This window comes from Methylobacterium phyllostachyos (assembly GCF_900103445.1).
In the GTDB taxonomy this organism is placed as follows: Bacteria; Pseudomonadota; Alphaproteobacteria; order Rhizobiales; family Beijerinckiaceae; genus Methylobacterium; species Methylobacterium phyllostachyos.
This window is the reverse complement of record NZ_FNHS01000011.1, coordinates 210,786-222,315: the sequence shown is the minus strand read 5'-3', so window position 1 is coordinate 222,315 and position 11,530 is coordinate 210,786. Positions and strand designations below refer to the sequence as shown.

The window sequence follows — 11,530 nt, the reverse complement described above, 5'->3', positions numbered from 1 at the left end:
GCCGACGCGCGGACGTGGAGACCGGTCAAAGGGTCGCGGAAGCCGTGGCCGCAGGTGACTCGAAGCTGGCCTGGTTGAAGGCTGCCGGAGGGTCACGCTGGGCCAGCGCGGGATCAAGACCTCGGACGCCAGGAAGCCCCCTCACGCATTCTGGGCGGACTTCAAGGATCAGGCAGACCTGGACGCGCGCGGACAAACGTCACGCGCCCAGGCCGACACACGACCCGCACCCGCGCACAAACCTGTGCCGGTAGACGAAGTTTGTCGGCGCACGCCTTCTAAACCCTCGATATCGCTGACCGCGGATCTCCGGTGTGCAGCGCGTGTGGCGGCCTCTGAGTACGACGTTTATCGGGCAAGCTGATGCAAGGCTCCTGCGGACCGTCTTGCTCCGCGTCGCACCGGCCGGTGGGTGAAGAGGCAACAGTAGTTTCCGGCGATGTTTGAGCTGCCCCTTCAATCTGAACGAGCAACCTGGTGAACCCTCGATGGCGTTCCCGGCCGCAAAGTCGGGCGGTTTCCAATCAATCCGGTTTCGGGTGGCGAAACCGAAGAATCGGACGCTCGATCCGAGGGAAGCATCCGGCAACTTTGCGCCTTGAGCGAATGTCGGCTGCACGCCCGGGAGCAGATATTCAGTTTCAGGTCGGCGTCCGTTCGGCCTCGACCCCACGCAGTCATTCACGCGCGGTCGTACGGATCCCAGAAGCGAAAGATTGTTTCGCTGCGCCTATGGTGGTGATGTGTCCAATCCGGTCCTCGAGTGCTGAAGAGCGGGGCCCCGAACGCAGACACAAAGGCGTTTCGAGCGCCACCCGCACATCCGTGCCAAGTTGAGCCGTCCTCGAAGCGCACATGGCTGACCCAACTTCAAGTTCCGCTACGGCTTCCCGAACAGAGAAGGCTGGCGGGCACGGCGCCGTCGACGCCCCGTCCGAAGCCAGCACCACGGTTGTCTGAACGATCAAGACCGGCCCGGGCGGCTCAGATGCCCGCACGTGCGATGCGGTCGGCCGCCCAGGCTATGCGCGTCGCTGGCCCGAGGAGGCATGCCTCAAGCGGCGGATGTCCGCTTCGACACCGATGCCAGAGGCGGGGCATGCCGCAGGTCGGGCGGTGTCTTGAAGTCCCGGGCCGCGCCGCGGGACGCCTGGACGCCGCGCGGGAAGCCGCTGCGATCCCGGTAGGAGCGTTTCCGGCCCACCGCGCGGCTGTGCCGGGCCGTGCTGGCCTGGGCGTCGATCAGGTCGACCGCTGTGATGCCAATGAGCAGGGCCAGGGCGATGGCGACGTTGCCGCGCTTCGGGTTGTCCGGCCGGAACGCCGTCAGCACGGTCGCGATGTCGAGGCCGTCCCCGGCGACCCGGCTCCACAGGCCGAGGTTCTTGTCGACCGACAACGAGAGGATGCCGCTGCCGATCTCCCGGGCGCCGTAGACGCGCACCAGCGCCTCCTTGCCCTCCATGCCGAGCGCCCGGGTGATGCTCCGGGGCGCCAGGAGTTCGGTGAGGCCGAGGCCGAGGCTGAACCAGCCGAGACCCTTGGCGAGGCTGTCCGGCACGCCGCGCGAACTCGGCCCGGAGCGCAGGACCTTCGGATCGCCCTCGGACCGCGTGATGTTCGAGAGGCTCGCTAGGCTTGAGATGTTGGTCATGGTCTTCCTCGCGAAGGGTCAGGGCTTGAGTACGACCTTGATGCAGCTGTCCTGCTTGTCCCGGAACGTCCGGTACATCTCGGGTCCCCGGTCGAGCGGGACCTCGTGCGTGATGACGAAGGAGGGGTCGATCTGCTCCTCCTCGATCCGGCGCAGGAGATCGCCGGTCCACCGCTGGACGTGGGTCTGGCCCATGCGGAACGTCAGGCCCTTGTTCATGGCCGCGCCCATCGGGACCTTGTCGGCGAAGCCCCCGTAGACCCCCGGGATCGAGATCAGGCCGCCCGGTCGGCAGACGTAGATCATCTCCCGCAGCACGTGCGGCCGGTCGCTCTCGGCCAGGAGGATCTGCTTGGCCCGGTCGTAGACCGTATCGGGCATGGCGGGGCTGACGTGGCTCTCCATGCCGATGCAGTCGATGCACTTCTCGGGGCCCTCGCCGCCGGTCAGCTCGTTGAGCCGCTCGACGACGTTCTCGGTCTCGAAGTTGATCGTGATGGCGCCCGCTGCCTCGGCCATCTCCAGCCGCTCCGGCAGACAGTCGATCGCGACCACCTGCTCGGCGCCGAGGAGGATGGCCGAGCGGATCGCCATCTGGCCGACGGGCCCGCAACCCCAGATCGCGACGGTGTCGGTGGGCTGGATGTCGGCCTGCACCGCCGCCTGCCAGCCGGTCGGGAAGATGTCCGAGAGGAACAGCAGCTTCTCGTCGGGGATGCCCTCGGGCACCTTCTGGACCGTCGTGTCGGCGAACGGCACGCGCAGGTACTCGGCCTGACCGCCCGGATAGCCGCCGGTGAGATGCGTGTAGCCGAACAGGCCCGCGGTGGTGTGGCCGAAAACCTTGTCGGCGAGATGCTTCTTGCGGTTGCTGCGCTGGCAGACGGAAAAGTAGCCGCGCTTGCACTGGTCGCATTCGCCGCAGACGATGGTGAACGGCACCACCACACGGTCGCCCTTCTTCACCTTGCCGTTGAGGCCGCGCCCGGTCTCGACGACCTCGCCCATGGTCTCGTGGCCCATGACGTCGCCCGGCAGCATGGCGGGGATGAAATTGTGAAACAGGTGCAGGTCGGAGCCGCAGATCGCGCAGCTCGTGACCTTGATGATGGCGTCGCGCCCGTCCTCGATCTCCGGATCGCTGACGGTGTCGCAGCGGATGTCTTCCTTCCCGTGCCAAACCAGGGCTCGCATAGCCGTCTTCTCCCATCGGCTGAGATGCGAGCGCCAGATCCGGGCGGTACGACCGGTTCGGGCTGGGCGCTCGCGGGGATGGTGGTCGGTGTTGCAACGAGGCGAACCGAGGCGGCAGCCGGCCCGTTCCTGCGGACGATCCCCTAGGAGACCTCCGGCGTGAGCAGGCGTTTCGGGCCGGGAAGGGACCGTACGCTCGGGCGGTCGGGCTCGCGAGGGACCGATGCAGAGACCCGGATCGTCCGGAAGGACGCGCACCGCATGGGGGCTCGGGAGCTCGTCCGCCGTCGCGTCCGGTCCGTGCCGGGATCCTCAGGCATCCGGCAGCGGATCGCATCTCTGGACGAAGGCCTGGGTGGCATGGATCGAGCGCAAAGTGCCTGGATCCGCACCGCGCTCCAGCGCCTCGCGCTCAAGCGCGCGGAGCTGCTCCAGCAGGAGAACTCGGCCCTGCTGCGCCGAGTTCGGCAGCCGCTCCCGCACCAGCGCAACCAGCTTGTGCATCATCGGATCGTCGACCGGCTTGGACGGGTTCTGCATGCGGCACCTCTCACAGTGCTGCCGACCGGCCGGAGACGATCGCACGGAGCCGCGTGCCGGCGATGCCAAGACGAGGTTGCCAAGTCGATGTTGCCAAGACGATGACGTGACGCGCGATCACCGTCATCCGGATGAACGGGCCTGACCGGCCGCCTCGTCGGACACGTCCTGCCTGGTCTTTGCCCCCGACAGCCTTTGAAAGCCGAGCGGGATCGCTCGAAGCGCGTCGCGGGTGCGAGGCTGTTCCGTTGCCCCGGGACGGATGCGTAAGCCCGCCCGGCACGATCGCCGAGCGGGCTGCCGCGGCGGCAGGATGCGAACCCGCCGCGCAACGCTTGGGTCAGCGCGAGCCTGACGCGGCGCGTGCGTCGCCGCTGCCTTGTCCAGCGGCCGCGTCGGACTTGGCGGAGCCGCCATCCGCAGCGCCCGATGCGGAGCCGCCCGAACCGTTGAAGGACCCGGTCGTCTGCGGGTTCGGATTGCCCGGCGTGTTCGCACCCGCCGTCATGCCGCCCATGAACTCACCCCGCTCCCAGCGCGACATGCCCACCGTGGCGAGCAGGTTCGTGGTCAGCGTGCCGGTGGGCTCAAGACCTTGCGCCTGCTGGAAATGCGTCGCGGCGATCGTCGTGTCGTTGTTCCAGTTGCCGTCGAGATGGCCGGCGGCATAGCCCCGCTGGTTCAGCACCTGCTGGATCTGGCGCACGCCGTCGGCATTCATCCAGATCGGCTCGCCGGGGCTGTCCGTGCGCTCCACGGCGATGCGCTGGTTGTCGACCTGCCGGTCGCCGCCAGGACCCGCCGCCTGGGTCGGCTGCGGCCGTGCCGCGTTGGCGGCCTGCGGGCCCGTACCGTGCCCGGCCGAGAAGATCGAGTCGGTCAGGCCGAGGGCAGCGACGAGGCCGACCTCAAGCCGCCCCGTCGGCTCGAGCGCATGCGCCTGCTGGTAGCTGCGCGTCGCCTGAACGGTCGCGGGCCCCCAGCGTCCGTCCACCTGCCCCGTGTTCCAGCCCTGCTGGTTCAGCGCCTGCTGGATCTGCCGGATGCCGGCCGGGCTGACATAGAGCGGCGTGCCGCGGCTATCGGCCCGCTCGACGACGATGCGCTGATTGTCGGCCTGCTTGGTCCCCTGATCGCCGCCCTGGCCGCCACCCTGCCGGTCGCGATTGCCGAAGATGATATCCTGCTCGAGACCGAGACCGTAGACGAGCGGGATGGTGAGCGTGCCGGTCGGCTCCATGTTCTGCGCCTGCTGGAAGCTGCGCGCCGCCGTCGCGGTCTGCGGATTCCAGCGCCCGTCGACCGCGCCCGTGCTGTAGCCCTTCTGGGTCAGGGCCTGCTGGATCTGCCGCACGCCCGCCGAGCTGACGTAGATCTGTGTCCCCTGCCCATCCGCCTGATCCTGGGTGACGCGCTGGTTGCTGACGGCCGATTGCTGAGCCTGCGCGTAACCGCCGGCCAAGGCCACGATTATCGTGCTGGCGAGAAAGACTTTCTTCAGTGCCATGAAGACCTCCTGGTGTGGACGAAGGGACGAACCGGGCCGGCAAGCGGTCGTTTCCTCCGGGTGAATCCGTAGGAGCTCTCCGATGGCGGTGAATTTCTGAGGCGGAGAAAGAACTTACTGGAACAATTCGATCGGATCCGCGCCGAGCCTACGGAGATGACCGGATCGTACCGGGAAACGTTGACCGTTACTGTCACGCCCCCGAGCGCGCCCAGGCCGCCGGTCCGGAGAGGCGCCATGACCGATCTCGTCTCGGATGCAGACTGCGATGCCTGCGCACGTGAAGCCGCCGCAGCGATCGAGGCGGTCCTCGACCAGCGGTGCCCGGAACTGAAGCGCGCCTTCTGGAGCGCCGTCGCGAAGCACTATCGGATGAGCTTCGGACAGAGCGGTCAACCCCCGGCAGCACCGAGGCCGACCCCGGAGGCTCGGCCGCCGGCCTGATCCTGATCGGGATTGCCCTAAGGATGGATCGCCGGAACGGGGCCGTCAGTGGCCGGTTCGCGACCAGAGTGGCGACGGCGCACGGGGCCTCGCGACAGGCTGATTGATCATGGTGTCCGTCCTCGAACGCATGTCGGGCGTCCTCGTGATGGGAATCGTCCTCCTCGACGTCTTCCTCACCGTTCTCTACGCCCGCATCGGCACCGGCCTGATCGCCGATCGTGCCGCGCACCTCACCTGGATGGCCTTCCGCCGCGCGGCCGAGGCGGCCGGGTCGCATCGCGGCGCGGTGCTGTCGTTCTGCGGACCCGTCATCCTCCTCCTCTACGTCCTGCTCTGGGCCATCGGCCTGACGCTCGGCGCCGGGCTCATCATCCATCCCGGGCTCGGAGCGGACGTGCAGGCCAGCAATGGCCCGACTCCCACGGATCTCCTCACGGCGCTGTATGCCGGGGGCAGCAGCATGGCGATCGTCGGGGCCAGCGACTTCAGGCCCGCGACCGACGCCTACCGGCTCGTCTACCTGGTGAATTCCTTGATCGGGGTGTCGGTGACTTCGCTGGTCCTGACCTACGTCATGCAGGTCTACGGCGCCCTGCGGCAGCGCAACGCGCTCGGCCTTCAGTTCCATCTCCTCTCGGCGGGAACCTCCGACGCGGGTGAATTGCTGGCCCGGCTCGGACCCAGCGGGCAGTTCAGCGCCGGCTACAGCCACCTTATCTCGCTCGGCGACGCGATGGCCGCGATGAAGGAGACCCACCACTTCTACCCGGTCCTGTTCTACTTCCGGTTCCAGAAACCCTACTATGCGGTCTCGGCACAGGCCTACCTCGCCCTCGACACCGTGTCGCTGATCCGCAGCACGCTCGCGGGCGAGGACACGGCTTGGTTGAAGGAGGCTGCGGCGGTCGAGGCGCTCTGGCGGGTGGCCCAGATGCTGGTCGTCACCCTCGAGACGACGTTCCTGCCGGGTGATCCGCCGACCGCGAACGCCCTTGATCCGCGCGAGCAGCAGCGCTGGCGCACCCATTGGGAGCGGGCTGCGACCCGGCTTGCCGAAGCGGGCATCGCGGTCGCCCGCAAGGAGGCGGCTGCACAGGCCTATCTCGACCTGCGCGCGCAGTGGTGGCCGCACATTGCCCGGCTCGCCCCCGCGATGGCCTATCGGACCACGGAGATCGATGAGCGCGGATCGGAGGCGTCCTAAGGAACGGGCCGGATGTACGCGCCGCGTCGGAACGGGTGAATAGAGTCCCCATCTTGGAGCAAGCCCAATGGAGACAATCGTCCCGGTCACCGTGATGAATTCCACCGGACCCGAACCTGCTGATCCCTCGCGGCGGACGGCTCCGGAGGAAGCCGACCCCGTCTCGGCACTGATCTGCAGGCTTGATGGATTTGCCCCGCTCACGGAGCCGGAACGGGCGGCGCTCTTGGGCTTGGCCCGCTATGTCCGGACGGTCGAACGGCACACGATCCTCGTGGAGCAGGACGGCGTGGCCGACCACGCTCTCATCGTCTTCTCCGGGTTCGCCAGCCGGTACAAGCGTCGCGCGTCGGGCCGGCGCCAGATCCTGGCCTATCTCATCCCCGGGGATTTCTGCGACCGCGGCGCCCTCCACGGGTACCCGCTCGATCACACGATCGAGGCTCTGACCCGCTGCCGGATCGCCAAGGTTCCGCGCGCGGTCTACCTGGAGCTGCTTGGCCAGCATCCCGGCATCGCGCTCGCGTTGCAGAGGGCGAAGCTCGCCGAGGAGGCGACGGCCCACGAGTGGTTGGCCAATATCGGCATGCGCTCGGGCCCTGAGCGCATGGCCCATCTCCTGTGCGAGCTGCTGGAACGCCTCGGATCCATCGGCCAGGTCGTGGCCGGCCAGTTCGAGATGCCGTTGACCCAGACGGATCTGGCGGAAACGCTCGGCCTGTCGAGTGTCCACGTGAACCGCGTGCTGCAAGCCCTGCGGCGCGAGGGGCTGATCGCATTGCGGGGCCGTCACGTGCGGATCCTCGCGCCGCGACAGCTGCGGGAACTCGCGGAGTTCGAGGCGGGGTATCTCTAGAACGCCCTCCCGAGTGCCGGGGGCCGGCCCTCGGGAGGCCGCGAGATCACCGGCCAGAGGCATTTCCCCGGTTCAGGTTTCCGGGACGGTGCTTCACCGTTCGCCGCGGTCGCACGGCGGGCGGCTTCTATCGTTCGCCGATCTCGACCGCGTCGCTGTCCTGCTGAGCGGGGCGCACGCCCGCGTCCGACGCGATGAGGACGGCCTCGGGCAGGGTATGGGCGCCGAGCGTCTCCATCACCCGAGCCCGGTGGATCTCGACCGTACGCGGGCTCAGGCCCAGCGTCCGGGCGATGGTCTTGTTGGTCCCGCCCGCGAGCAACCCCTCCAGAACCGCGCGCTCGCGGCCCGACAAGGTTGCAATCCGATCCCGAGACTCGTCGCGCGCGCGCGACCGCTCCGCGACGTCCCGGATGCCGGCCAGGGCCGTCCCCACCGCGAGGAGCAGCAGCTCCGATGTCCAGGGCGCATCGAGGAAATCGACCGCCCCCGCCTTCATGGCGCGGACGCCGAAGCCAACATCGCCCCCGCTGGCGCCGACTGCCACGACGGGCAGCTGCGCGCGGAAGGCCTTCATCTGGCTTGCGGTCACGAATCCGCTCGCCGCCTCCAAGTCGAGCACGACGCAGCCCGGGATCAGGGAACCCGCCATCTTGAGGAGCGTCTGATCGTGCGCGAAAGCCTGAACGGCGTACCCGCCGGCCTGCAGGGCGCCGACGAGCTGTTCGCGGCTGTCGTCCCGGGCCGCAACGACGTAGGCGCGCTGGCCGGTATCGACGGTGACGTCCTGCGCGATCCCACCCGCCGATCGGATGCGTCCGTCCTCCGCCGGGACCGGGAAAAAGGTATCGCGGATCCGGCGCACGGCCTGGTCCGACGCGCGCAGGATCCGGTACTCCAGAACCAACGTCTCACCGGTACCGACACGCGCCAAGGCATGCGCAGCCGCGTCGCGATCGTCCGGGTGGACGCTCGCGAGCCAAGCCGCGATATCCGGCATGTCCGCGCAGGGCATGCCCCAGACCTGTGCGAAGGCCGGGCTGAGGTAATCGAGCCGTCCGCTCTCGAGATCGGCGAGCCAGAGGACGTTCGCCGAATGCGCGGCGTAGCGCCGGAAGCGCTCCTCACTCTCGCGCAGGGCGGTCTCGGCGCGCTTCTCCCGATCGACGTCCTGCACCACCACGATGGCTTGGCGGATCCGGCCCTCGCCGTCATGGACCGGAATACCGCTGATACGCATCCAGCACTCGTTGCCCTCCCTTGTCTGATGCAGAAAGCTCACGTTCTGCGTGAGCTCGCCCCGCATCGCCCGCGCGAAGGGGTAATCGTGCGGGCTCAAGACCCGGCCCTCCGGGTCGAAGCCGGTCCAGTGCGGCTGCTCCTCCGGATCGAGGGAGGGGGGCCTGCCGGCGGGGAGATATTCTCGGAGGAGCGAATTGGTGAGCAGGGCTCGTCCGTCGACGTCGAACAGCCCAGCCCCGAACGGGAGATGCTCGATCAGGGCGTCAAAGCGCGTCTGTTGCGTCTCGATCTCCCCTAAGGCGGACCGGAGACGCTGCTCTGTGTGAATCCGGGAGGTGGTTTCGTGCACCTGACAGAGCACGCCCTGCACGCTGCCGCCTGCATCCCGCACCGGAGAGTACGCAAATGTCCAGACACTCTGCTCCCGCGTGCCATGGCGATCCACCGTGACGGCGTAGTCCTGCAAGTAACTGGCCTCACCCCGCAGCGCGCGCTCCGTCAACGGCCCAACCTGCTCCCAGGCCTCCGCCCAGACCTCGGGGAAGGGGCGGCCCAGTGCCTCGGGCTTGATGCCGAGGATGGGCCGGTAGGCGTCGTTGTAGAAGCTGATCAGGCCCGGCCCCCAGGCAAGGTAAGTGGGAAAGGCCGAATTGAGCATGCCGCTGAGCGTGTACCGCAGCGCATGGGGCCACGTTTTGATCGGACCGAGCGGCGTGGGCCTCCAGTCATGCTCACGGATGCGCATGGCAACCTGACCGCCACCCGTGAGAAAATCTCCGGCCTCCACGTCCTCCGCCTCCCTGGCTCGCGTCGGAGCAGCGGATCGGGGTGCGGCCCCGATCCGCAGCCGTCATCGTCCGCCCCATCGTTGGATCTGCCGTGGGGGCTTAAAATCAAATAGGTTAGAATACCGGTCTCTGAATCCGACAACTGCGAGCTTTGTTAGGCCAATCAACGGCGATAGTCCCGGTTGATATTACCTGGGTCGGCCGCGATGATATCTACGGCAAAGCTCTTCTTGGGCGTGGAAGCGAATTGCTATTTTCCGAAGGCGAGGTTGATGGTGACCACGATCGAGGTGGTCTCGTACGCGGTCGCGGCCTGGGATCTCGTTGATCGGCGTGCCATCGAAGGCGATCTCGGCGAATCCTTGGCCAGGAGCAGCTTGGCGATCGTCCGAAGCAGCCGGTATAGGGTACCGGCTCCGCCCGCTCGGCGTCGAACCGCTCCCAGACGGTGCGCTCCCGCTCCGCGGGATGAGGGTGGGCCTTGGCGAGCGATCACACCGTCGAGCAGCAGAGCGTTCCGTTCGTCGTAGCTCCTCACCCGGATGCGCGGCGTGAACAGGCGCTCGCGCACCAAGTCGATCTGGTTCTCGACCCAACCCGTCTCCCATCCTGAGGAAGGCGTGCAGGCCACCGGCGCGACGAGGCCGTGCGAGCACATCTGCGGGAAGCGGCGGTTGTAGGCGCTCGCGCCCGACGGAGATCGTCTCCACCGCGGTCTTCATGGTGTCGGAGATCCTGCGGCTCATGGAGGATACGTTCGGCACCGCCGCGACGTTCAGGAGCGGCGGCGCCTGGACCTTCCGGGCCGATCCAGACGGCGCAGAGGTGACGATCTGAGCCGAGTCGGTGGCGCGGCGCGTGGTGTGACAGGCTCGGACGACCCTGGCGGCAACAGTGTTGCCTCCCTGTGGGTCGCACTTCATGCGGGCAAGCCGATCGTAGCGCGGCGAAATCGCCGGGCGTTACAGGAATGGCCGCCTTCGAGAAGCGCCCACAACTGTCAGTGCTGCTGGCATTGGTCAGGAGGTACCCATCCGCTTTCGCGGCGGTTCCCCTCCGACCAGACGAACGGCTTTCCGATACGCGACGACGCTGGCAGAGCGAGATGCAAGGGACACTGCTCGCCCCCCAGCAATCAGCGTGATTTGACGTCCGCTGGTGATCGGGACAGCCCCTACCGCGCCATCACCGATGACGCCTGACATCAGCACCCGAGACGTGCAAACTGAAGACCCTGCAAAAGCCCGCGGTCCTTTAATCTAAGCTTCACGAGGTACAGCCTTGGAGACTGGGCTTTCCAGCTAACCTTGCGGATTGATTTCGCTCACCTTGATCCAGTGCGGCTCGCCATCCCATGCAGGCGTTGTGTGGGCCGAATGGCGCGACCTCAGGCCGGTGGGATCGCGGCGCCGGCGACGCGCAGGGCCCTGATCAGCCAAGTCCGGATCGCCCAAACGCTCCGAATGAGGACGGCTATCGCATAGGCAGAGCTGGCCGCGAACAAGGCCGCACCGATGAGAGTGTTACCAGTATCGTCGTACTTCATCGAATCCGTAAGCGGCAAAAACATCACATAGGAGTGCGAGAACGCGAACAGGCCGAACAAGGACCAAGCCAGAATGATCACAAATGCGCCGACAATCCAAAGATCCAGTTCACGCATAGTCCGCTCCCCCTCATGTCAGCTTCATACTCATAATGATCTTTCAAAACCATCCTAGTTCCTGGTTTGTAATTTGAAATCGAAATGAAACTTCGAAAATAAATGACAGGGACGTGACCGAATTTAAGAAATTGAAGTTTCAGGGTGCAGCCTACGAACGGACGGCTGCATAGCTGCTGCTCAGATCGAGCCCGGGCACGCCCTCCGTGGCGCTCGCGACCGCAAGACACGGCGTCCGGGCCAGGTGTTCGATTTGAAATCGAAATTCTCATTTAGAATTGCAATATCAATTTCCAGAGCAAATCGCAATTTATTTGTCTAAGAAAGATCGTTTCGATACGGTCAAGCTGCCGGCTTCGTTGACGGCCAAATCTCTTAAATACTGCGGCAGACTGCTGGAAACGAAAGCATTTCGTGGCCTGAACGCGGAGCTTT

9 protein-coding genes and 1 pseudogene are annotated in these 11,530 nt (G+C 66.6%); 3 read left to right on the top strand and 7 right to left on the bottom strand.

Annotated elements, in window-relative coordinates; all coding sequences use genetic code 11:
* Window positions 1–1,054 precede the first annotated feature (1,054 nt).
* The 4 genes from BLQ49_RS18900 to BLQ49_RS18885 form a co-directional block, all read right to left on the bottom strand.
* Window positions 1,055–1,654 carry a hypothetical protein gene (locus tag BLQ49_RS18900; RefSeq protein ID WP_091718426.1) on the bottom strand — a complete coding sequence of 200 codons (600 nt, stop codon included), beginning with the start codon at window positions 1,652–1,654 and terminating at the stop codon, window positions 1,055–1,057.
* 18 nt (window positions 1,655–1,672) lie between these two features.
* Window positions 1,673–2,848: a zinc-dependent alcohol dehydrogenase gene (locus BLQ49_RS18895; protein WP_091718424.1), complete on the bottom strand. Its 1,176-nt coding sequence runs from the start codon at window positions 2,846–2,848 to the stop codon at window positions 1,673–1,675.
* Window positions 2,849–3,160: 312 nt separating this feature from the next.
* On the bottom strand, window positions 3,161–3,388 hold the full coding sequence (locus BLQ49_RS18890) for a hypothetical protein (RefSeq protein ID WP_091718422.1): 228 nt from the start codon (window positions 3,386–3,388) through the stop codon (window positions 3,161–3,163).
* Between the two features lie 340 nt (window positions 3,389–3,728).
* A complete protein-coding gene (locus BLQ49_RS18885; protein ID WP_091718420.1) occupies window positions 3,729–4,895 on the bottom strand; it encodes a peptidoglycan-binding domain-containing protein in 1,167 nt (388 codons plus the stop codon).
* Window positions 4,896–5,132: 237 nt separating this feature from the next.
* On the opposite strand from BLQ49_RS18885, the gene BLQ49_RS18880 reads away from it, so the two are divergent.
* The 3 genes from BLQ49_RS18880 (at window position 5,133) to BLQ49_RS18870 (ending at window position 7,402) form a co-directional block, all read left to right on the top strand.
* Complete coding sequence (locus BLQ49_RS18880) at window positions 5,133–5,339, top strand: hypothetical protein (RefSeq protein WP_091718418.1); 207 nt, start codon at window positions 5,133–5,135, stop codon at window positions 5,337–5,339.
* A gap of 109 nt (window positions 5,340–5,448) precedes the next feature.
* A complete protein-coding gene (locus BLQ49_RS18875) occupies window positions 5,449–6,546 on the top strand; it encodes a hypothetical protein (RefSeq protein WP_091718416.1) in 1,098 nt (365 codons plus the stop codon).
* Window positions 6,547–6,613: 67 nt separating this feature from the next.
* Entirely contained in the window at window positions 6,614–7,402 is a 789-nt protein-coding gene (locus BLQ49_RS18870) for a Crp/Fnr family transcriptional regulator (protein WP_091718414.1), read from the top strand.
* A gap of 127 nt (window positions 7,403–7,529) precedes the next feature.
* Here BLQ49_RS18870 and BLQ49_RS18865 read toward each other — a convergent pair whose 3' ends face one another.
* The 3 genes and pseudogenes from BLQ49_RS18865 to BLQ49_RS18855 form a co-directional block, all read right to left on the bottom strand.
* A complete protein-coding gene (locus BLQ49_RS18865) occupies window positions 7,530–9,302 on the bottom strand; it encodes a PAS domain S-box protein (RefSeq protein WP_244507669.1) in 1,773 nt (590 codons plus the stop codon).
* Window positions 9,303–9,822: 520 nt separating this feature from the next.
* A pseudogene (locus BLQ49_RS18860) lies at window positions 9,823–10,172 on the bottom strand (IS21 family transposase); the annotation flags it as partial.
* A 647-nt stretch (window positions 10,173–10,819) separates the two neighbouring features.
* Window positions 10,820–11,095, bottom strand: a complete 276-nt coding sequence (locus tag BLQ49_RS18855; RefSeq protein WP_091718411.1) for a hypothetical protein — start codon at window positions 11,093–11,095, stop codon at window positions 10,820–10,822.
* Between the last annotated feature and the right edge of the window lie 435 nt (window positions 11,096–11,530).

What these genes read in the sequence shown, in the direction of transcription:
- BLQ49_RS18855 (WP_091718411.1), bottom strand. Translation starts at nt 11,095, where the DNA reads ATGCGTGAACTGGATCTTTGGATTGTCGGCGCATTTGTGATCATTCTG.
- BLQ49_RS18870 (WP_091718414.1), top strand. Translation starts at nt 6,614, where the DNA reads ATGGAGACAATCGTCCCGGTCACCGTGATGAATTCCACCGGACCCGAA.
- BLQ49_RS18865 (WP_244507669.1), bottom strand. Translation starts at nt 9,302, where the DNA reads ATGCTCAATTCGGCCTTTCCCACTTACCTTGCCTGGGGGCCGGGCCTG.
- BLQ49_RS18890 (WP_091718422.1), bottom strand. Translation starts at nt 3,388, where the DNA reads ATGCAGAACCCGTCCAAGCCGGTCGACGATCCGATGATGCACAAGCTG.
- BLQ49_RS18895 (WP_091718424.1), bottom strand. Translation starts at nt 2,848, where the DNA reads ATGCGAGCCCTGGTTTGGCACGGGAAGGAAGACATCCGCTGCGACACC.
- BLQ49_RS18900 (WP_091718426.1), bottom strand. Translation starts at nt 1,654, where the DNA reads ATGACCAACATCTCAAGCCTAGCGAGCCTCTCGAACATCACGCGGTCC.
- BLQ49_RS18880 (WP_091718418.1), top strand. Translation starts at nt 5,133, where the DNA reads ATGACCGATCTCGTCTCGGATGCAGACTGCGATGCCTGCGCACGTGAA.
- BLQ49_RS18875 (WP_091718416.1), top strand. Translation starts at nt 5,449, where the DNA reads ATGGTGTCCGTCCTCGAACGCATGTCGGGCGTCCTCGTGATGGGAATC.
- BLQ49_RS18885 (WP_091718420.1), bottom strand. Translation starts at nt 4,895, where the DNA reads ATGGCACTGAAGAAAGTCTTTCTCGCCAGCACGATAATCGTGGCCTTG.